Below are 22,235 nucleotides of genomic sequence, written 5' to 3'. Positions count from 1 at the left end.
AAGAGAACATCAATGACTGATGATACGTTAATAGAAGACCCCGAACATAAACTTACCCTTCGCCATTTAAAATTAAGTGACTACGCTGATGTAAAAAAACTCATGGATACTGTTTATCCTGATCTTGGTGGTGCTTGGCCTGAAAAAAAATTCCAAGCACAGCTTAAGGTATTTCAAGATGGACAAATATGTATTGAAGATCACGGCGTTGTTGTTGCAGCCGCATTTAGTGTTGTTGTTGATTACGATAAGTTTGGTGATCAACATACTTATGACGAAATAACAGGTAATGCTTATTTAACAACGCACGACCCTTTAGGCGATGTACTTTATGGCGTTGACGTTTTTGTTTCGCCTAATTATCACGGTATGCGTTTAGGGCGTCGTTTATACGAAGCGCGTAAAGAGCTTTGTCAAAATCTTAATTTAAAGGCCATTGTTGCCGGTGGGCGTATTCCGCTTTATAAAAACCACTCTGAAACATTAACGCCGCAAGCTTATATTGAGCAAGTTAAACGGAAAGAACTTTATGATCCTATTTTAACTTTTCAACTATCAAATGAATTTGAAGTAAAGCGTGTTATTAAAGGGTATTTACCTGAAGATAAAGAGTCGCACGGTTATGCAACATTATTAGAGTGGACTAATTTATATTACGACCCTGAAAAGTCACCGCTCATTGGTGCTAAACGGACAACGGCACGTATAGGTTGTATACAATGGCAAATGCGCCCCTTTGATAGCGTTGAAGAGCTCATTCAACAAGTTGAATTTTTTGTTGATGCCTTATCAGACTATCAATGCGACTTAGCATTGTTCCCTGAGTTTTTTAATGCACCATTAATGGGAATAGATAATCACGCAAACTCTATTGATTCTATTAAAGCATTAGCGGAATACAGTCTTGAGATTGTTGAAGCTATTTCAAAGTTAGCGGTATCATATAATATTAATATTATTGCCGGCTCAGTACCCACGTTAGAAGATGATGAATTACTGAACGTAGCTTACCTATGCCGTCGTGACGGTACGGTAGACTCGCAATATAAAATTCATCCAACGCCTTATGAGAAAAAAGCATGGATAATGCAAGGCGGCAATGAGCTTAAAGTATTTAATACTGACTTTGGTAAAATTGGCATTTTAATTTGTTATGATGTTGAATTCCCTGAGCTGGCGCGTTTACAGTCTGAAGAGGGGATGCAAATTTTATTTGTTCCTTTTTGGACAGATACAAAAAATGGTTATTTACGTGTCCGTTGTTGTGCTCAAGCCCGCGCCATAGAAAATGAATGTTATGTCGCCATTGCTGGCAGTGTTGGTAACTTACCTAAAGTTGATGGGGCGGATATTCAATATTCACAATCTGCGGTATTTTCGCCTTCGGATTTCTCGTTTCCTCATGATGCGATTATGGCAGAAACTACACCAAATACTGAAATGACCTTAATTGTTGATTTAGATCTCGATAAATTAAATAAACTGCAAAATGAAGGCTCAGTAAGAAACTATTTAGATCGTCGTCGTGATCTATATAAAATAGAGTGGTTAGGTAAATAGTGCAGCTATAAAAGTAAAATAGCCACGTTAATTCTATTAAAAAACAAACCCAAATGCTTATACCTGATGATACGGGCATAGGCATTTTTTTGGTCTACAATTTACCTGCTTTATTTTATTAATCGCAATAATCAGTTAGTTGGTCGTAGCGCCATTGATAAAGTACATGACACTCAGGCACACTGTATTTATAACCATCAACGAGAGAATCGCATGAACTTCAAACAATCAATTTTGGTACTTGCCGTATCAACAGCACTGCTTGGTGCTTGTACAAGCCAAACGGCTAATCAAAGTGTTAATCAGCCAATTAGTGAAGCCACTGTTGCTGAAGCTTCAACACAAGCAAATAAACTTTTTGATACTATTTTCCAAGAAGGTATTGATCGTGATCCTGTTAAACAAACTTACCTTGGCATTAAAAAAGATTATGATAAGTGGAGCGAGTTCACCGAAGAAAACAGCTTACAAGAGCTTGAATTTGCCAAAGCTAACCTAATACGTATTCAGGCAATTGACTTTGATACTCTCGATGATCAAACCAAAATTAGCTACAGCCTGTACACCCAAAAACTCCAAAATCAAATTGATGATTATAAATGGCGTTTTCATAATTACCCAGTAAATCAAATGTACGGTACTCATTCACAAGTCCCTGCATTTTTAATTAACCAGCACTCAATTAGTAACGTGAAAGAAGCGCAAGATTATATTTCGCGTGTTCATGGCGCTAAAAAAGTTATGGAGCAATTAATTGTGCAATTACGTTTACGTGAAGAGCGCGGTATTATTGCCCCTAAATTTGTGTTTGAGCATGTTATTCGTGACTCAAAAAACATTCTCGTTGGTGCGCCGTTTGACTCGGAAACCGACAGTACTATTTTGGCCGATTTTACGGAGAAGGTGAATAAACTTGAGATCAGCGATAACGGTAAAAGCCAGTTAATCACTAACTTAAATAAGGCATTAGTTAATAGCTTAAAGCCGGGTTATGAAGAGTTAATTAATTACTTAACGGTACTTGAAACAAAAGCCGATAATCGTGACGGTGTTTGGAAATTCCCTAACGGTGAAGCGTTTTACAATAACGCCTTAAAACGCACCACAACCACAGATTTAACAGCGGTTCAAATTCATCAATTAGGTTTAAGTGAAGTCGCTCGAATTCATGATGAAATGCGCGTTATTATGAAAGCGGTTGGCTTTAAAGGTGACTTGAGTGAGTTTTTTGTTTTCATGCGTAATGATAAACAGTTTTACTACCCAGCAACCCCAGAAGGTAAACAGCGTTATATCGATGAAGCGGTAGCACTTATAGATGACATGGAAGGGCGTTTGGATAGTTTATTTTTAACTAAGCCTGAGGCTAAATTAAAAGTTAAGGCGGTTGAAGCATTCCGTGAAAAGTCAGCAGGTAAAGCATTTTATCAGCAACCTGCACCAGATGGCTCACGTCCAGGTGTATATTACGCTAACCTTTACGATATGGAAGCGATGCCTGTTTATCAAATGGCGGCGCTTGCTTATCATGAAGGTATTCCAGGCCATCATATGCAACTAGCGATTAAACAAGAGCTAACAGGTATTCCAAAGTTCCGTAAATTTGGTGGCTATACTGCGCACACCGAAGGCTGGGGCTTGTATTCAGAGTTTATTCCAAAAGAAATTGGTTTATATCAAGACCCGTATTCTGATTTTGGTCGTTTAGCGATGGAGTTATGGCGCGCATGTCGTTTAGTGGTTGATACAGGTATTCACGCTAAAAAATGGACGCGAGAGCAAGGTATTGAATACTACGTGTCAAATACCCCTAATGCCAAGTCAGATGCGGTGAAAATGGTTGAGCGTCATGTGGTGATGGCATCTCAAGCAACCGCCTATAAAATTGGTATGAACAAAATTATTGAGCTACGTGAACACGCTAAAACGCAATTAGGTGACAACTTTGATATTCGAGAATTTCATGATGTGGTGCTAAAAAATGGTCCAGTACCATTAAATGTTCTATCACAACTTGTTGACGAGTATATTAGCGTTAAGCAAAGCTAAATAATGAAATTAAGATAAGTCAATTAACGAAAAACGCGCTTCGGCGCGTTTTTTATTGATTAAGTATAAATGAGATAGTTATTGAGCTAACTTATTGAACTAATTTATTGAGTTAACACTTGTACTTGAGACCAAAATTGAGTCGATATTTTACTAATAACACCCGACTCAGCATTGAGTAATACTGCAAAGCCAATATCTAAGTCAGGCGAATAGCCTATATCGGCAACATAACCTGCAACCCAACCACCATGATAAATAATAGGGTAATCTTTTAGCTGATAAATACGCCAGCCATAACCATAATGTGCATCAGTTAAATGATCCTTCCAATATCGGCGTTTTAAATCTTTTTTGGTTTGAATGCGTGGCGTTGTCATTATATTCAATAGTGAAGGACTAAGTACGTCAGGTTGATGGCCAAGGTTAGCAATAAGCCACTGAGCTAAATCACTAATACTGGCATTTACACCAGCAGCAGGAGCTACTTTATAAAAGTCAGGGCTAACCTTTACCGTTCGCCAAATATATTTTTTTATCGCTTTACCTTGTTTATCTTTTTTGCCGGTATTGACGCGTTTTCTTAAAATATGAGGCTTTGCTGTATTGTCTTGCGCGATAAAATCATCATACCCGACAGAAGCACTGTGCATGTTTAATGGTGCAAAAAGTTTTTCATTTAATAATTCAACGTAGCTTTTACTTTGGCTTGATTCAATCGCATTTTCTAAAAAACCATAGGTTACGTTTTGATAGCCATAACACCTTTCTGGTTTACAAATGGGGGTAATGCGATCAAACCGACTAATGATTTTTTCCATACTCCAATTTTCATGTAGCAAGTTATCGTAAGCATTAGGCATTAAACCACTTGAGTGACTTAAAATATGCTTGAGTTGTATATTTTTAGCAGCATTATTTTTTGCCAGCACAAAATCAGGCACATACTGAGTAATTGGATCAGATAAGGTTAGCTTTTTCTCTTGAGCAAGCATTGTCGTTATAGTTGCGGCAAACGGTTTAGAAACAGAAGCTAAGCGGAAAACGGTATCTTTATCGACCTTATGCTTTTTGCTGTTATCAAGGTGTCCAAAAGTTTCTAAGGCAATAACGCGATTGTTTTTTACAATCACATAAGCGCCACCAGGGATACTGAGCTTTTTTAGCTCTTGGTGAAAAGTTTTAGCAAAGGCCGTGTTGAATTTTGTAATACCATCGTTATTGCTAGCAAAGCAAAGAGGTGAGATAAAATAAGGGCAGAGTGATAATAAAGCAATACAGCGAATAAGCATATAACAGCAAGCTCGTTAAGGTGAGTGAATTTAATTATTGGCTACAGGATTACAACCAAGGTCGAAAAATTCGTTTAAGTTTATATTTTACCAATAGATAGCACAATATAAACACTCAGTTTGTATCTTAATTTTTTCTAAAACTAAAAGTCATTAAAAAGGTAGATAAAACACTATAAACAATAGGGGTTTTATTGCGAAGTGCGACAATAGGTCGCACTTATTTTTTATGCTATATCGTTATAATAATTGCACTTTTTTAATCGATGGAATGCAATAATGTTTACAAGCTTTAGTTCTAGAATTAACTCAACCCTTTCATTGTCACTTATTTCAGCCGCCTTATTAGCGGGTTGTGGCTCTGACAGCTCAAGCGATATTACAGATAGTAACTTAAATAAAAGTGCACCTTTTACTTTAAGTTTCGCAGCAAAAAGTGCGGGTGAGTTAGTGACTTGTGATAGTAACCATAATCAGTTTGGTACAGAAGCTCTACATTCAGTATCAGTTAGTGATTTACGCTTTTACGTGAGTAATATTAAGTTTTATAACCAGAACAATGAAGAAGTTGCAGCTGAGCTCAATGAAAATGATTTTCAGCGTCATAGTGAGCAAGGCTTTGTTGGCCTAATTGACTTAACAAGTAATGTATCAGGCGCTTGTACCGATGAAGCTTTAGGGGGTACCGAACGTGTAAATAATGGTATTAGCGGTACATTATTAGATGAAAATGTTACCCGTGTTAGTTTTGATGTTGGTGTACCACAAGCGGTTATGAAAGAAGTTATTGCCACTAATACACAAGAAGATGCGCCAACGCCATTAAATGAAATGTATTGGTCTTGGGCAAGTGGTTACCGTCACTTTGTGATGAATTTCACCATTAGTAATTCACTTGATGAAGCAGGTAAAGGTTTGGTTCACTTAGGTAGTAGAAACTGTGGTGGTGATGGTTTACTTGCATTAGAAGAAAAAGACACTTGTGGTGCTGTTAATACTCCTACGGTGACAATTAGTGACTTTAATCCAACGCAAAATACCATTGTTATTGATTTAGATGCTTTACTACAAAATGTTAAGTTTTCCGCAACAGGTGATGAAACCACGCCAACAGTGTCTTGTCACTCTAGCCCAATGCAAAGTGATTGCGCGGCTATTTTTGAAAACTTTGGTTTAAGTTTAGTGGACGGTAGCGCTGATGCCGATACAAACCTAGTATTTATTAAAGAGTAAAAATGACTTATCGACATAACCATCGGAAAATACAGAATAAACTCAATGATACAACCTCTGTAAAGAGTGCATTGAGTTTTCTGTTAATACCGTCTTTATTATTTACATCACTGCTAGTAACTGGCTGTAAAGTATCTTCAAGCACTACAATAGCCTCTACCGAAACTGAGCAAGATTTACGTAGTTTGTTAGCATTGCCTGAGCATATGCCATTGCCGGCTATTCCAGACTTTAACCCCTTAACCCCTGAAAAAATAACCTTAGGTCGTTTTTTATTTTATGACACTAAGCTGTCAGCCAATCAAACCCAGTCTTGTGGCTCGTGTCATTTTCAGAGTGATGCTTTTGCTGATGGTATTGCAACACCTATTGGCTCAACAGGTCATGCGCTCGTTCGAAATAGCCAAGGGCTAAGCAATGTTGCTTATAATGCGACCTTTACTTGGAGTAATGACACTTTTTTTGAATTGGAAGATCAGCTCAATGTTCCTATTCGAGCTGATGATCCCATTGAATTGGGTGTAACCGATGCCGAGCTTGAGACTGTATTAAACCGCTTTAACAGCGATGAAAAGTATCAGCAATTGTTTAGCGCAGCTTTTCCTGAGAGTGACTCAGGGGCTAGCATTAATAAAATAATATTTTCATTAGCAAGCTTTGTACGCACTATGATTAGTGCCAATAGTAGTTACGATAAATACTTACTCGGTGATAAAAGCGCTTTAACACCTCAACAAAAGCAAGGTTTTAGTTTATTTAATGGTGAAAAATTTGAATGTTTTCACTGTCATACGGGGATCAACTTTACCGTCTCTTATAAAGACGCCAACTCAATTAATGACGCTATCTTATTTCCATTTTTTAATAATGGTTTATATAACGTTAACTCAGACGGTAGTTACCCTGAATCAGATCAAGGAATATTTGATTTATCGTCAGATCCTGCAGATAAAGGAAAATTTAGACCGCCATCATTGCGTAATATAGAACTAACCGCACCTTATATGCATGATGGCAGTATTAACACGTTACGCGAAGTTGTTGAGCACTATGCGCGTGGTGGGCGGTTAACTCCCGAAGGTTTAGATAATGCTGGTGACGGTAAAAACAACCCCTATAAGTCTGCATTAATCACGGGCTTTTCGGCCACCGAAGAAGAAATTGATGCGGTTGTCGCATTTTTAGAATCATTAACGGATTATGATTTTATTCACAATGAAAAATTCTCAAACCCGCACGAGGAAAATTAATGTTTAAGCAAACACGAACTCAACCTATTCAATGTAGTAGGCTAATATTTCTTTTACCTGTGCTCTCGGTTATTTCTACTCCTGCGATAGCGCACCAAAAAGCATCACTATTTGAAGATAACTATTTGAAAGTATTAGCTGCGGTTACTTACCGTAATAATCAAATAGTAGAAAATGGTGAAATATGGCAACCCAATGGTTTTTTAATTGGTGGCGAGTCTATTCCTACCGAAAAAGGCGTCAGTTTAGATGATGTACAGCTACAAGGGTATTTGAATGTAAATCATCAATATTATGTTGCGGCTAAATTAAGCGGGCATAGCCATGGGGGAGATAATAGTGTTGAGCTAGAGAACCTTTGGTTTGGTACTGAAATGTATATCGCTCAGCAACGATTGCAGCTTGAAGCGGGTAAAATGACAACCGATGTTACAGATACTTTAAATTATCACGCATCAGCAGACACTTTTAGTCAGGCACCTTTGTCAGCGGATATTTTATTTGGTCGTCACTTTAATGATATTGGTGTGAGAGCGGCAGTGACTGGTAAAATTAACCCGCGCTATTTAGGGGGTAATTCAGACTATAAAATAGGCTTTGAAGTCTTTAATGGTGATAACTTTCCAGCAACCTCAGGCGAAGGAAGTATTTCCGCATTCAGTCATTTCAATTTTCAATATGATAACTTTCATTCTTCAGCTAAGTTTTGGGTAATGTATAGTGAAGCTGAAAAAAGAGCTGACTTACGTTACAGCCAAGGTCATAACCATGGTGTAAGCCAAGACGTAACTGCTGAGTATTACTTTTCAGGCGATACACTCAATACCGGTGTATATTTTGATGCCAGTTGGCAATATCAACAGTGGCGAGTGCATGGAGAGTTTGAATGGATGCAAGCGCAAGTTGATGGCCAAATAGCCAGTACCACCCAAAGTGCTTATATTGAAGCACCGCAAAACTCATACCGTTTAACAACATTTATTGAAAGAGAGCAACATAGTATTCATTTACAATATGAGATATTAAGTACACAAAATAAGTTTACCCAAACAACCCCAACATTTATAACACAAGCTGGTTTAGATAATAGTGGCTTTGAGCCTAATAGAATTAGTGCTAGCTGGCGCTATGCATTTCACCCGAACTTCGTCTTACGTACCGAATGGATGCGCGATGAAAGTAATGAGCCGTCACAAGTGAATAATGTGGTTAGTTTAGGAATACAGTGGAATTATGATTTGTTGTAATACTAGCAAGTGATAATTTGGTATATTTGACTTGGTTGTTTTTATAACGCGAAACGAACAAAGCCCGTGACTATACGGGCCCTAGTCTGCTAGCCCTTTATTGGTGATATAACATTGTCTAAGTTCGTTGGGTGTCATACCAGTCCAACGTTTAAAAGAGCGCCTGAAGTTTGTGGTGTCTGAAAACTTAAGTTTGTTTGCTACTTTGTCATTGTTAAGGCCTAAGGTAGTAATATCAAACATTGCTTGTTGTTGTTTATATTGGTCAATAATCTGTTGGTAACTACTTTGGTGTGCTGATATTTTACGCTTTAAGGTAGCAGTACTTATGAGTAACGAACTGGCAACTTGCTCAAGTGTGGCACTGTTGTTTTTATCAATGAAATGTAAAATGTATTGAATTAAACCAACAGCTTGAGCCTTTTGATTACAGGGTAATAACGATGAGTTCAGGTTTAAGTAGTGCCGTTTTAAGCTTTGATTATGATCACAAAAGCGCAGATATAAATCATCAGACTTTATTGATATTTGCAAAGGTTGTTGAGTGACACTATTTAAGAAGGAGATATCACTTCCTAAGTTGACCTGGTACTGCTCAATATAATCGGGCTCAGCATAAGGAAACATAAAGCATAATTTGGGCAGGTAACCTAAGCGCCACTTTATCGCACAAACCAATGCACTGGCTAAAACTTCACAGAGAAAATGATAATAACGCGTATCAAGTGTTGTTAAGCTTTGATTAAAAGCGAAAAAGTGCTGCTGTTTGTGACGTTTAATTGTCATAAACAGCAGTGGAAATAGCGGTGTTTGCTGAGTTTGAATCACTCGCACCATGTCAGCTAAATGCCGGCAATTCATTAAGGCGTTACCCGTATTACCTAAATGACTTGGGAAAAGCCGTCGACCCAATAAAAAAGCCACATCTCCTTGTGGCAGTAGTTTAATACTGTTGAGAACTACTTTCTGTAGTTGCTCGCTTGATATTTTTAGGGGCTCTCGTAATAAATCGCTGTAAAATATTTTGCTGCCTTTAAGTAAAACATCGGGTAGAACTCCACGTTGTTTAGCAATATCAACCAGTGATAACAGCATATGATGACTCGATAATACTTTATCGTTTTGCTCAAAATAAGATTTCATTTACGGTCTTTTTAATTGGTAACTGGCACATTAGTGCAAGTGACATCAGATCGAGCAGCAGTCGATTCATACTTCACCACCGACATTTTATGGTTTAATTGAGCCAGTATTTCTTGATAACTTTGTTGTCCTTGGTACTGATTAACACAACTTGATATTTTAGGGTAAATAGCAGTGCTGGAGTCACCTGACTTATAAGCTAAATGTGCAACAGCTTGTTCAATATGTCCTGAAATAACACGAGCAACATTTGCGGTAGTATTTGGTAATAAAACAATAAATCTATCACTGGCATAACGACAGGCTAAGTCACCATCGCGAATGTTCATCAGCAGTAATTTCGCAATTTCACCTAATAAAAAATCCCCTTGTGCGTAACCAAACCTTTGATTGAAATCATTAAATTTACGTACATCTAACATGATAAGACTGAAGGTCGAGTGGTGTGCTTTAACATGGTTAAGTTCATACTTGAGTTGCTGCTTCATATATTGAGCACTATAAAGCTGAGTAACAAAATCAGTTAAGCTATGCTCGCGGTAGTAGCGTTCAGTTCTTTTAAGCTGTGTGTTAATAGTTTGTTGTTCAAAGTGTAATTGGTATAAAGCAAAAGTCATCAGCACCATACCAATTGCTGCTGGAAATGACTCAACCGTTGTAAACCAACTGTTATGGGCTGCGTAGTGAATAAACTCATCAAGAAAGTCGAGCAACATTGAAATTTCGGTTAGTAAAAGCCCCGTAAAAAGCCACGTAGTCACTCGACCTGCAGGACGACTTATTAAAGTAAAAACGATCCAAGTAAATATCATCAACATCATGCCGCCTTCGCCGATAATATCGACCCAAGCGATACTGTTAATAGCTTTAAACTCACCGATAGTTATAGCGGTTGAGCAAATAGTTACCAAGGTGAATAACAATATGGCAACTAAATATTTATTGGATGTAAAAAAATAATGACTCATAAAACCTATTACTTTAGCAAAGTGGGTGAATATCAATAAATGACAACGTATTACGTAAGAAGCGATTATCAGGTAATGCTTGATAGCCTAATCGTTAAGCTAACTACTGATAAGGGTCATATTAGCTCAGCTAAGTGACAGTTTTTTTACTGTTAACCTGTAATTATTAATAATTTTTTAAGAGCTATTTAGTTTTTCGCTGAACGTAGCGGCATCTAGGGCAAACACTCTCAGGTCATAAAAGCTCAAAATGTATTTACAGACTCATTAAAAGGTGGCAAATCATTAAAATAGACTGGGTTGACATTATGCTGACATAAATTTGTCACTTTTATTTTGTAAGTTGCTGCAAACAATAAAGCAGTGAGAACGTTTGCTGATAATAAAGCGAGCGCTCTAAATACACATTACTAAATAAAACTGAGAGCACACTATGCCTACTGTTCAACCGAAAAAAAACTTTCATAAAACCGCTATTGCCTTAGCTTGTTCGGCGGCTCTTCTTTCACCTAGCGTTTTTGGTGCACCATCGTCGGTAGAAGGGCGTATTACAGATGAAAATAATACCGTTTATTTTGAAGGCGCTAAAGTTCAACTGAAAGAGTTGAAACTTACGGCCGTTAGTGATCGTGATGGCACCTTCCGTTTTAATAACATTCCAGAAGGTGTTTACACGCTGAGCATTGAATATATTGGAGCATCGACCATTGAAAGAGAGGTGACCGTTGTTGATGGCAAAATAACACAGCAAAATTATGCGATTAGTTCATCAAACTCAAACATGGAAAATGTTATTGTTTATGGACAAAGAGCTGGGCAGGCAGGGGCAATAAACCGTCAGAAAAATGCGAGCAACCTTAAATCGGTTGTCAGTGCAGACGCTATTGGACAATTACCTGATCAAAATGCAGCAGAAGCACTTCAGCGTTTACCGGGTATGTTAATTAAACGTGACCAAGGTGAAGGGCGCTTTGTTAGCATTCGCGGTATAGACCCTAACTTAAACAACGTATCTATTAACGGTGTTAATGTACCTTCACCCGAGTCAGGTGTTCGTAGTGTCGCGATGGATGTTATCCCAAGTGAACTGATACAAAGTTTAGAAGTCAGTAAAACGGTTACACCCGATATGGACGCCAGTGCTGTTGGTGGCTCCATTGAAGTAAAAAGCTTAAGTGCATTTGATCGCGAAGGGAAAAGTTACAGTTTCACGGCGCAAGGCTCATACAACGAACAAACCGAAGATTACAGCCCTAAATTATCAGGCAGCTTCAGCGATACTTTTGCGCTTTCATCGGGTTATCAACTAGGTGTGGCTACTGCTGTTTCTTGGTTTGAGCGCACTTTTGGCTCACATAATGCTGAAACCGATGGTGGTTGGGCAAACTATGAACTTGATGACGCTAACACCGGTAATGAAGTTGAGATATTTGGCGCAGAAGAAGTTGAGCAGCGTCATTATCAAATAACAAGAGAGCGACTTGGCGCAGCACTAAACTTTGATTTACACACTTCATCGGCTGATAAATATTATTTGAGAACACTTTACAGCCAATTTTCAGATGATGAATACCGTCAACGAAATGAATACAAATTTGCTAAAGGCAATGTTGACTTAAACTCAGTTACTAACTCAAGCGCACAATTTGTTGATGCAGACATGGATCGTGACACCAAAGATCGATACGAAGAGCAAGATATTTTGTCTTTTGTGGTTGGCGGTGAAAATCAATTAAATGATTGGTTAATCGAATACAGTGCGGGTTATTCAAAATCAACAGAGCGTGAGCCAGACCGAGTAGATGCTTCATTTTCGGCTAAAGATTTAACCCTAGGCTATATCAGTAGTGGCCCTTATCCACAGTTAACACAATCTGCAGCGGCTCATCAACTGAGCAATTTCGAGCTTGATAGCGTTGAGTATGCAAATAACCTGACAGAAGATGAAGAAATTAGCGTACGCATAGACTTATCAAAAGACTTTGTTTTTAATAATTACAATGGTGAATTTAAATTTGGAGCAAAATACCAAAATAGAGATAAATTCAGCCGTGTTAACCTTGCCGTTTACGATGGTGGATTTAATGATGTGACTGCTCAAGCGTTTGGCGCGAATAGCCCTGATTATGGCTTGGGTGATTTTGGACCAGGCCTTTCGCAATCGGCAGTGCATAGTTATGTTATGAGCAATATTAGTCAGTTTGAAAAAAATGAGCTCGACTCAAGTATTGATACAGCAGGGCAAAGTTATCAAAGTAGCGAAGATATATTGTCAGCGTATGCGATGATAACTCTTGATATTGAAAAGTGGCATATTGTTACAGGGCTTCGTTATGAAGGCACCACGTTTGAAACCCAAGGTAATAAAGTTGAATTAACCGTTGATGACGTTAATGGCGATGATACCGTCAATATTACCCCATGGTTGGTCGACAAAGATTACAACCATATTTTACCTAGCTTAAACATTCGCTATGATGCCAGCGACAAACTTGTTGCGCGTTTTGCGCTAACGCAAACTATTGCGCGTCCTTCTTTTGGCAACTCAGCCGCTTATCAAATTATTGAAACGGAAGTAGCACAAGATGACGGTGTTATTGAAACTGAACGTAAGGCAGAAGTAGGTAACCCTGAGTTAAACCCTTATGAGTCAAATAATGTAGACTTTTCAATTGAATACTACCCGGGTCATATTGGTGTTTTATCAGCAGGATTATTTTATAAAGACATTGATAATTTTATTATTCAACAAGAAGTACAAGATAATGGCGATTGGGATGGATTTGATGAAGTTATTCAACATGTTAATGGTGGCAGCGCTTCATTAACCGGCATTGAATTAGCATGGAATAAAAACTTTCAATCTGGCCTTATGTTAGGCGCAAATGGCACCTTTATTGATGCTGATGATAAATTGCCTAATCAAGCCGATACTATTGCCAATATTATTGTTGGCTTTGAAAACAATCATTTTAGTACACGTTTGAGTGCTAACTACACCAGCGAAAACTATCAGTTTGATGATGGTGATAGTGCTGTTTATGAAGATACACACATGCAAATAGACTTTAGTGCCAAATACTATATTTCACAAAACATGCAAGTGTATTTCAATGCGGTTAACCTAACCAATGAACCGTACTATCTTTACCATGGTCAGCAAAACTTCAATTATCAATATGAAGAATACGGTAGCTCATTTGAACTAGGTTTCACAATCACCTCGTTATAAGTGTTGTAACGACACTTTCATAGCACCAAAATCAGTTGGCTAGTTTAATCAATACTCATTAAGCTAGCCATTCAGTGCTTTTAATTTTTTACTTTTAAACTTAACAATATTCACTATGACCAAATCTATATTCAATATATCAAAACAGAGCACTACAACGTTGAACACTTCAAAATACCATATCGTTAACACGACACGCTTTCCCAAGTTAATGAGCTTTTACGCTGTTTTATTAACGACTAACTTGCTTGCTTGTAGTACTGAGCAAACAATAAGTAGTGTAGAGGAGCCGACTAGTAATAACCCTAAAAACATCACCTTTATTGCTTTTGGTGATGGCGGCTATCATGTCGACTACCCTAAATTAAAGGACGTTGAAAAACGCCTTAGCAAACAGCAGTACATAAATAATGAGCGCCAAGAATGGCTTGAGGAGCATAGACCTATTGAGGAATTTGAAACGCCACCGTTATACATAATACCAGAAACCAATAGTACTATTGAGCAAGGTGGCTCTTATGCGGTAGGTCAAGCTATGGCAAGTTTATGTCAACGTAAAGCATGTGATTTTGCGATACAGTTGGGAGATAATATTTATCCTGATGGCGCTGATGCTAATGATGGTAAAGACGATCAAAAACGCATGGATGATTTATTGTTAGCGCCACTTAAACCGTTATTATCACAGAGCCCTGAGCTAGTTATTTATTCAGCCTTAGGAAATCATGATTGGAAGTCATCGCGCAAAGGTGTTGCTTTACAAACCCAGTGGATGGCTGAGCAGGCTAACTTTCATTTAGATGCCAAAGGGTATTACAGTTATACTCAAGGTGAACCTGGTAATGATGTTGAGTTTTTTGTACTTGATACCAACATGTTACTGTCAGGACAAACTTTTTATGAAGTGCCATTAAACCCTGACGGTAGTGAACAGAATATAGCGCTTGCTGTAAAAGAAGGTAAAGCTGAACTAGAGCATCATAGCTCCCACGAATTACCGCTTAATGGTGAAGATATAACGCAACTAAAGTGGCTTGAGCAAGGGCTTAAAAGCTCAACCGCAAAGTGGAAAATTGTTTATGGTCATCATATTTTGTGGTCAATTGGAGGCACTAAATATGATGAAGGGCATGTATTAAGAAAGCTTATTTTACCTAACCTTTGTCAGTATGCCGATGCTTATATTGCGGGTCATGAACATGATTTGGAACTACTGAGTGATGATTGTTCACTGTATGACAGCGAAACAGAAAATTCACCTTTACCGCTTATTATCAGTGGTGCAGCATCAAAAATGCGTGGTAAACATACACCATTTGCAGAGCAACAAGCGAAGCGCTATCCACAATATCAGCTACTGTGGTCTAAAAGTTTTACTTGGGGTTTTTCTAGTGTCACCTTAAATAATAAAAATGATACCTTACAGGTCACGTTTTATTCAACGCCACAAAACGGCAGTGGCGAGCTTATCACTGAATCAGCATTTAGTTTTGAGCACCGCAGTTTCTAAGGCGAACATGATATAAGTTCAGGTCTAAGCTGGCAGTTACCCAGTTACTTACTTAGTTAGTTATTAGGTACCTTGTCAGTTTAGGTTTGAGCTAAATTTTTCGCCCCGAATCGTTTTCAACCTTGTAAAGTTTTCAATATAGTCAGTCCAGTTTTACCTCGAAGAGCTTTATTAGCTTTATCAATAATATAGATACTTTTTACTGCAAAGCAGTTAATACTAAGCTAAAGTTTGATCATACTCTTTAAATAATAGCTTAATGAGCTAATCTAACTTACCTGATATGGCAAAAACGCAACAATTACAACAACAAGTAAAAAAGCAAATATGGATTGCGACTACCTTAGTCGCTCTCTTAGTGAGTGGCTCATTTTATGGCGTAATTACCTTATCTGAGCAACAGCGTAAAGTCGCTCAGATTATTGATATTGCAGGTAGTCAACGCATGCTCTCACAAAAAATTGCGCTTAATGCTGTACGCCACTATCAAGCGATTAAAGATGGCGTACAAAATAACGAGGTGCGAAAAACTTTAGTTTATGCCGCAGATAAACTTGCCGCTAATCAGTTGTTTTTGGCTGACTATGCCAAAAAAAATCAAAGTACAATACCAGAAAAACTGACTCTGCTATATTTTGATAATCCAGAAAACCTTGATAAAAAAGTAAAAATGTATGTAGATGCGGCACAGCGGCTCTCTAAAGAAAACAAGCCACAGCGGGCCTATTTAATCATAAAAAAACAATTTGACGATAAATTGGTAGAGCAATTACTGATCAACCTTGACCATGCTGTCCAACTATTGAAACAAGAAGCTACTGCCAATCAAGATGCCCTACAAAATACTCAAGTAGTAATATGGTTTAGTGTCTTGGTATTGTTGCTGCTGATTTATCGGCTGGTGTTTTTACCTATGCAGCGCCATATTGCCAGTAACTATCAAGAGTTATTAATCAGTAAAAATCTTAATGAAGAGTTTAAGTTTGCGATCAATAAACATGCAATAGTTTATCGCGTTAATATGAAAGGGAATATTACTTATGCTAATCAACGTTTTGCTGATTTTTATCAGTATCAACCGCAAGAAATTATTGGTAAAAGCGTATTTTTAGTGTGTGGCGACATTTATCGACAACAAGATTACGAAGATATTTTCAGAGTGTGTGTTAAGCAAGAATATTGGCGTGGAGAGTCACTCAATAAGATCAAAGGTGGTCGACAACTGTGGCTAGACACAACTATTGTGCCATTAAAAGAGCTTAATAAGCGCATCGCTTCTTTTATTGTTATTCAAAATGATATTAGTGGCATTAAGCAAACGGAATTTGCACTTAACCAACTACATCGAATAACCTCTTCAGTTGCACTAAATATTGACGAAAAAGTGACAAAGTTATTGGCATTGGGCCGTGAAATTTTTAACCTCCCTTTGGCTATTGTTAGTGAAATTACCGATAAAGAATATAAAGTAGTCTATTGTCAGTCTCCTAATGATGAATTGAAGACAGGAATGACCTTCGAACTTGGTAATACCTATTGCGTACATACATTATCAGCCGATCAACCTACAGCGTTTCATCATGCGGGTAATAGCCATATAAATACTCATCCGTGTTATCAAAATTTCGGACTAGAAAGTTATATTGGTGTGCCGTTAATTGTTGAAGGTAAACGTTTTGGTACATTAAATTTTTCATCGCCAGAGCCTTTGGGCCGGCCATTTAGTGAGCGTGAATTAGAGTTTATTCAACTCTTTTCAAACTGGCTTAATTCAGAATTATCTTCAGAGAGAAATAAGCAAGCTTTACTACAAGCAAAAGAAATGGCTGAATTGGCTGTGAAAGCTAAAAATGAGTTTTTAGCTAGTATGAGCCATGAAATTCGTACGCCAATGAATGGTGTTATTGGAATGTTGTCGTTATTAAAAGGTACCACCTTAACGAAAGAGCAAAGTCATCGAATTGAAATCGCCAAAGACAGTGCCGAATCATTACTTAGCTTAATCAATGATGTGCTCGACTTTTCTAAAATTGATGCTAATCGGTTAAACTTAGAGCAGCGAGAATTTGATTTAATCGACTTGCTTGGTGGCTTTGCCGATTCAATGGCGCAAACAGCGCAAGATAAAGGCTTAGAACTTATCCTTGATATGGTTGACGTTAAACAACGTCTCATTATTGGCGATGCCTACCGTATTCGACAAATACTGACTAACTTAGTCAGTAATGCGATTAAGTTTACCGCCAAAGGCGAGGTGATGTTGCGAGTCTTGCAACAAGAACACACCTCATCAAAGTATAAGTTAACCATAACGGTTTCTGATAGTGGTATTGGCATTCCCCAGGAAAAACATCATTTATTATTTTCAGCGTTTAGCCAAGTAGACGCTTCAACAACTCGGCAGTTTGGTGGTACAGGTTTAGGTTTAGCCATTGTAAAAAAACTGTGTGAAAAAATGTCGGGAAGTATTACGCTGAGTAGTGTTGCTGATCAAGGTTCAACCTTTACCTGTGTCTTAGTCGTTGATAAACCAGAGCAAGCTCAGGGGAGTCAACCGCAGTTTGACTATCAAAAACGAGCTACGTTAGTTGTTGATGCTAATAAACATAATGCCGATATTATTACCAAGCAATTACAGCAGTGGCAAATGCCAGCACAAGCCGCTTATGACGAACAAAGTGTAATGGATCTTTGTCAAAAGCAAGTTGAGCAAAAACAACCCATTGAATTGATATTGATCAGTTATGATTTGTTTGCTGTTAGCGGTGAAAATGTTATTAGCAAACTGCGCGCTAACTTATCTATCCCTAGTTTTAAGGTTGCTTTGATGACGCCTATGTCGGCATTGGTTACGCCTAAACACTTAAGTGACTTAGGTGTTGATTATTATTTCCCTAAACCAGTAACCATTAAAGATTTACATAGTGTCATTGAACGATTTTTTACAGACAAAATACCCGCTGAGCCAGATAATGAGCAACAAACGAACGAGATTATCGAGCACCAAAAGCCAACCGATCTAGCACTAGCTTATGATTGGCCTGATAATACCCGGATCTTGCTGGTAGAAGATAACCGAGTGAATCAAATGGTCGCTAAAGGTGTGCTGCAAAAAATCGGTCTTGAATGTGAAATTGCTGTCAATGGTATTGATGCGATCAATACACTTAATGGGTCAAGCCAAGATACCCCATTTACCTTTATTTTTATGGACTGCCAAATGCCTGAAATGGACGGTTATCAAGCAACTGGAGCTATACGACAAGGTGATGCCGGCGAGCGATATCAACAAATTCCAATTACAGCAATGACTGCTAATGCGATGTTGGGCGATCAAGAAAAATGTCTAGAAGCGGGAATGAATGATTATATTAGCAAACCCATTAATAAAGACGTAATAGTGCAAGTATTGCAACGCTACTTACACTAGGGCTGATTTGCTCATTAATAAACTTAATACCTAAGAAGACATTGGTAAGAAGGCTAAGTGATTAAAACGATTAATTAAATTCGTTTAATTCTTGATATAGGTCATTAACACCACGACTAAAAACAAATTGGTGGTGCGAGTGTTTCAATTTGGCGTGAACTAAGGCGATTACGTACTAAATTTATAGATAAAAAAGACTCGCTACTAGAGCAAGCGCGTTTTGCTGCAGACAATAGCGATTGGCAAAGTTACACGCTTGCAATGGGCGGATTACATATCAAGAAAAAAGATAGACCTATTCAATTATATTCTGATTTAAATGTTAACGAACAAACAGGCGAGTGCTTGCAGAGTTATTATGATGGTGAGCTGATACTCAAAGTTAAAGGGTTATGGTTCATGGGTAGAGCTATCGTAACAAGGCACTACCAATGGAAAATAGAAAAAGCATAAACGTTTAAGGCTAAAGCATAAACTCGTCCAAAATTAGGCACTAGCCTATTTAAGTCGTAAAACTGCAAACATGAATTACACAAGTTCATCTCAAAAGAGGCTTTAGTTAGTCGACTGCCAGAGTGGCAAAGATGCTTTTACTTGGAGTTCTGTAAATAACTGTACTGAGTAATTAAGGATTCTAACACTGAAAATAACGCCTTGCTAAGCGGCAATAAAATAGCTGGCTAAAATTAGCGAGAAACGAGTAAAAGCCAGCTGTTTTTGTCCGTTTGAGCAACTTATAACTCTAATTCCCCAAATCTAATTGTGCTTTATCAGGCCATTTTCCGGTTAGGTAAAACTTTGTAAGATTAGCAACAGTTTGAGTTAAACGATAATTAGAATCTAAGTTTTTATTCTTACTTATTCGATCATGGTATTGTTTAGCTAAGATTTTAGCCTCTTTGACATACCCTAAGTTCTCCATTACTTTGACATGACCTTCGGATAAAGTAATTATCGGATATCTGTCAAATGCACTTACATTTGCTGAGTTCAACCTATTTAAAACAGTTTCAGCTTCTGAAAAATGAGCCATTGCTACAGTTTCATCACTCTCATTACAAGCTAAAATAATTCTTTGTTGTGCAAGGGCATGCTCAATGTGTGGAGAGTCAGGAAAAGCATCATGAGCAATTCTTAACTTTTCAAAAGCTTGTTGGTTCTCCTCAAAAGATCTAAGAGCTAAACCATATTGAAGTAAGAACAAACCTTCATTCTCAAAAGTTTTTTCATATTCTTCATAAATAGAAAGAACACTATCTTTATCATTCTTTAAAATACGCTTTAAGGATTTAGCATTAACTAGATGCTTATAAATCGAGGCTTCATTTCTAGAAATGTTTTTTACAATAGGAAATTGATAAACAGAAAATGCTTGTATATAGGAGTCTATTATTTTTAATAGTTCCTTTTGAGGTACATAAAGATTAAATAATCGCTCGATATATACCCTGTGCCGTGTGGTAATACTCCCATTAATATAAGTAACAATACCATCCATTTGTGAAGCTAACTGATGAACATTAGGGCTAAGGTTTAAGTACGCTAACGCTCTGGTTAATGTGGCTTCATTTGCAGGAACTCTTTGTGTAGTGGCTAACCCCGCTAAAAGTAATAATGCTTTTTCTGATTCACAAGTTATAGCTTTATAATCCTTTTGAATAATTTGATTATAACCCTCACCAGAAGTTGCTTCTATTAACCCAATTAGAAGTTGCCTTTTAGATTTTCTAATTAACTCGATTTTTCTATTTTTAGCGGACATCTTCGATAAGCGAGTCCAATTACCGAACTTTTCTAATTTATTTAATATTAAATCAGCATCATCTGAACTTATATGAGATATATCTAGTGAGGATGTCAAATACTCACCTAAATGTTCCTTTACTCTTGTTGTCCAAATTTTGGGGTTTTCGGAGCTGATAAAAATCGCTTTTGTAGATTTAGCTGATTTTATTATTTCAGCGATTTGTGGTGCAACATCACCAATTCTTTCAATGAAAATATAATAAGGTTCATTATGCCTATGATCTAACTCTACTATAAGCTCTTGAAAGTTATCTTTGTATTCTTCAATAAAGTATACATTTCGAATGCCTTGATCAGCGGTTCTTAATGCAAGCTGCTTTAAGGCGGTAGTTTTACCACAACCAGCAGTTCCAAATAACACATGCAACTCTAATTCACATGTTTGGTTGTTTGCGAGGGTATCTTTATAAAAATTTTCAATATTTGAAAGGTTTGCAGGGACATTATCTAGCACATCAAGCCAAGTAGGTTTAAACCCTTTATAAAAGTTTCTAATTTTTGACTTGCTAACGTTATCACCAATTAATGATAAAGAAGATCTATTCACAGGAGTTACACCTGAAAATAAAGATAAATGTTTTGTTTGTTCTTGAGATTCTAGGTTAAGTTCCGGTCGGGTATTTGAAACGATATCAATTCCAGTTGGAGGTTTTTCAAATTCATTTTCAAGCCAGTCAGTAAAGTCACTCAACTTACCTTCTAAATGTTCAATATTGGAAGTTTCAAGGCTCTTTTTTTGAATGCCTGTGAGAGAAGGGATTAATATATAACTCTTTAAGTCGTTACTTTTTGTTTTGGCTTTATATTTTTCTATTTGATGGAAGAATAGTGATTCTTTAAGTTTTGTCCCTATAAATATAAAAGTATATTTATGATAATCTTTAGCTAGTTCACTATACCAAAGAGGTTCAGATGAAGAGCCTTTTGCATACTCTTGACTAGAAAATATAAACCCCTTTGAAGGATGATTTACATCACCATTCAATTTAATGTAATCAAGAGTTTGGTAAAATTGATCGACTTCAGTAATATTGTCGTCTCTATTTTTTACATTAAATTTTAGACCTGAAACTTGATGTGCTGCTTTCTCAAAAGCATCATCTATATTTAGTGTATAGATTCGAAAAAATGGGTACTTCAGTAGGTCATTGAATTCATTTGACGGACGACAGTGTTTATAATGTTTTTCAAAAACCCTATGAACTTGTTCACCCAATACTTCTTTAGCTGCAGCATAAACATCTGATAGGTCTTCATCCGAAAATTCTTCACCTATTTCTTCTGCAAGTATTTTAGCCAAATCCCAACCTAGCGGCGGATCTTTTTGGAGACTATTTATGCAGCCGATAGAAGCACCAGCTCCGAACAACAGGACTAATCTTCCATTTAATAATGCGTTTTTTATATGTGGATTCAATTTTCATTCCTTGCTAAATAAATATACACGTAAATTTGATAGAGTTATAACAGCTTATTATAGAGACTTCTCAGTAATGTCCGTCCCATATTCTTATT

The 22,235-nt window shown here is 37.3% G+C and carries 13 protein-coding genes; 9 read left to right on the top strand and 4 right to left on the bottom strand.

Going from position 1 to position 22,235, the window contains the following annotated elements:
* Positions 1–12: 12 nt before the first annotated feature.
* Both ABD005_RS10900 and ABD005_RS10895 read left to right on the top strand, forming a co-directional pair.
* Positions 13–1,560: a bifunctional GNAT family N-acetyltransferase/carbon-nitrogen hydrolase family protein gene (locus tag ABD005_RS10900; protein WP_215981375.1), complete on the top strand. Its 1,548-nt coding sequence runs from the start codon at positions 13–15 to the stop codon at positions 1,558–1,560.
* A 213-nt stretch (positions 1,561–1,773) separates the two neighbouring features.
* Complete coding sequence (locus ABD005_RS10895; RefSeq protein ID WP_343817422.1) at positions 1,774–3,609, top strand: DUF885 domain-containing protein; 1,836 nt, start codon at positions 1,774–1,776, stop codon at positions 3,607–3,609.
* A gap of 104 nt (positions 3,610–3,713) precedes the next feature.
* On the opposite strand, the gene ABD005_RS10890 is transcribed toward ABD005_RS10895, so the two are convergent.
* Positions 3,714–4,901: a serine hydrolase domain-containing protein gene (locus ABD005_RS10890; RefSeq protein WP_343817421.1), complete on the bottom strand. Its 1,188-nt coding sequence runs from the start codon at positions 4,899–4,901 to the stop codon at positions 3,714–3,716.
* A 279-nt stretch (positions 4,902–5,180) separates the two neighbouring features.
* On the opposite strand from ABD005_RS10890, the gene ABD005_RS10885 reads away from it, so the two are divergent.
* From ABD005_RS10885 to ABD005_RS10875, 3 genes are read left to right on the top strand one after another with little or no spacing between them, the layout of a single operon-like run.
* The gene (locus ABD005_RS10885; protein WP_343817420.1) at positions 5,181–6,134 is read left to right on the top strand and encodes an MbnP family copper-binding protein; all 954 of its coding nucleotides are present in this window, start codon (positions 5,181–5,183) and stop codon (positions 6,132–6,134) included.
* A 2-nt stretch (positions 6,135–6,136) separates the two neighbouring features.
* Positions 6,137–7,384, top strand: a complete 1,248-nt coding sequence (locus ABD005_RS10880) for an MbnH family di-heme enzyme (RefSeq protein WP_343817419.1) — start codon at positions 6,137–6,139, stop codon at positions 7,382–7,384.
* On the top strand, positions 7,384–8,631 hold the full coding sequence (locus ABD005_RS10875; protein WP_343817418.1) for a hypothetical protein: 1,248 nt from the start codon (positions 7,384–7,386) through the stop codon (positions 8,629–8,631). Before ABD005_RS10880 ends, ABD005_RS10875 begins: the two co-directional genes overlap by 1 nt.
* A gap of 81 nt (positions 8,632–8,712) precedes the next feature.
* Here the strand turns inward: ABD005_RS10875 and ABD005_RS10870 are convergent, their stop codons facing one another.
* A complete protein-coding gene (locus ABD005_RS10870) occupies positions 8,713–9,774 on the bottom strand; it encodes an AraC family transcriptional regulator ligand-binding domain-containing protein (protein ID WP_343817417.1) in 1,062 nt (353 codons plus the stop codon).
* An 11-nt stretch (positions 9,775–9,785) separates the two neighbouring features.
* The gene (locus ABD005_RS10865; RefSeq protein WP_343817416.1) at positions 9,786–10,742 is read right to left on the bottom strand and encodes a diguanylate cyclase domain-containing protein; all 957 of its coding nucleotides are present in this window, start codon (positions 10,740–10,742) and stop codon (positions 9,786–9,788) included.
* Between the two features lie 433 nt (positions 10,743–11,175).
* On the opposite strand from ABD005_RS10865, the gene ABD005_RS10860 reads away from it, so the two are divergent.
* The 4 genes from ABD005_RS10860 to ABD005_RS10845 all read left to right on the top strand — a co-directional run bounded on the left by ABD005_RS10860 (position 11,176) and on the right by ABD005_RS10845 (position 19,367).
* The gene (locus ABD005_RS10860) at positions 11,176–13,974 is read left to right on the top strand and encodes a TonB-dependent receptor (RefSeq protein WP_343817415.1); all 2,799 of its coding nucleotides are present in this window, start codon (positions 11,176–11,178) and stop codon (positions 13,972–13,974) included.
* Between the two features lie 211 nt (positions 13,975–14,185).
* The gene (locus ABD005_RS10855) at positions 14,186–15,484 is read left to right on the top strand and encodes a metallophosphoesterase (protein WP_425544900.1); all 1,299 of its coding nucleotides are present in this window, start codon (positions 14,186–14,188) and stop codon (positions 15,482–15,484) included.
* Between the two features lie 283 nt (positions 15,485–15,767).
* On the top strand, positions 15,768–18,914 hold the full coding sequence (locus ABD005_RS10850; protein ID WP_343817413.1) for a response regulator: 3,147 nt from the start codon (positions 15,768–15,770) through the stop codon (positions 18,912–18,914).
* 261 nt (positions 18,915–19,175) lie between these two features.
* On the top strand, positions 19,176–19,367 hold the full coding sequence (locus ABD005_RS10845) for a hypothetical protein (protein WP_343817412.1): 192 nt from the start codon (positions 19,176–19,178) through the stop codon (positions 19,365–19,367).
* 289 nt (positions 19,368–19,656) lie between these two features.
* On the opposite strand, the gene ABD005_RS10840 is transcribed toward ABD005_RS10845, so the two are convergent.
* Positions 19,657–22,137, bottom strand: coding sequence for a P-loop NTPase (locus ABD005_RS10840; RefSeq protein WP_343817411.1), 2,481 nt, complete (start codon positions 22,135–22,137; stop codon positions 19,657–19,659).
* Positions 22,138–22,235 lie beyond the last annotated feature (98 nt).

Source organism: Colwellia asteriadis, from assembly GCF_039523295.1.
GTDB lineage: Bacteria > Pseudomonadota > Gammaproteobacteria > Enterobacterales > Alteromonadaceae > Colwellia > Colwellia asteriadis.
Note: the sequence above shows the minus strand (reverse complement) of the source record. Positions and strands in the feature narration are given on the sequence as shown.

Bases quoted from the DNA above. Each gene is read 5' to 3' on its own strand.
- ABD005_RS10900 (WP_215981375.1), top strand. From the start codon at position 13: ATGACTGATGATACGTTAATAGAAGACCCCGAACATAAACTTACCCTT.
- ABD005_RS10895 (WP_343817422.1), top strand. From the start codon at position 1,774: ATGAACTTCAAACAATCAATTTTGGTACTTGCCGTATCAACAGCACTG.
- ABD005_RS10890 (WP_343817421.1), bottom strand. From the start codon at position 4,901: ATGCTTATTCGCTGTATTGCTTTATTATCACTCTGCCCTTATTTTATC.
- ABD005_RS10885 (WP_343817420.1), top strand. From the start codon at position 5,181: ATGTTTACAAGCTTTAGTTCTAGAATTAACTCAACCCTTTCATTGTCA.
- ABD005_RS10880 (WP_343817419.1), top strand. From the start codon at position 6,137: ATGACTTATCGACATAACCATCGGAAAATACAGAATAAACTCAATGAT.
- ABD005_RS10875 (WP_343817418.1), top strand. From the start codon at position 7,384: ATGTTTAAGCAAACACGAACTCAACCTATTCAATGTAGTAGGCTAATA.
- ABD005_RS10870 (WP_343817417.1), bottom strand. From the start codon at position 9,774: ATGAAATCTTATTTTGAGCAAAACGATAAAGTATTATCGAGTCATCAT.
- ABD005_RS10865 (WP_343817416.1), bottom strand. From the start codon at position 10,742: ATGAGTCATTATTTTTTTACATCCAATAAATATTTAGTTGCCATATTG.
- ABD005_RS10860 (WP_343817415.1), top strand. From the start codon at position 11,176: ATGCCTACTGTTCAACCGAAAAAAAACTTTCATAAAACCGCTATTGCC.
- ABD005_RS10855 (WP_425544900.1), top strand. From the start codon at position 14,186: ATGAGCTTTTACGCTGTTTTATTAACGACTAACTTGCTTGCTTGTAGT.
- ABD005_RS10850 (WP_343817413.1), top strand. From the start codon at position 15,768: ATGGCAAAAACGCAACAATTACAACAACAAGTAAAAAAGCAAATATGG.
- ABD005_RS10845 (WP_343817412.1), top strand. From the start codon at position 19,176: ATGGGCGGATTACATATCAAGAAAAAAGATAGACCTATTCAATTATAT.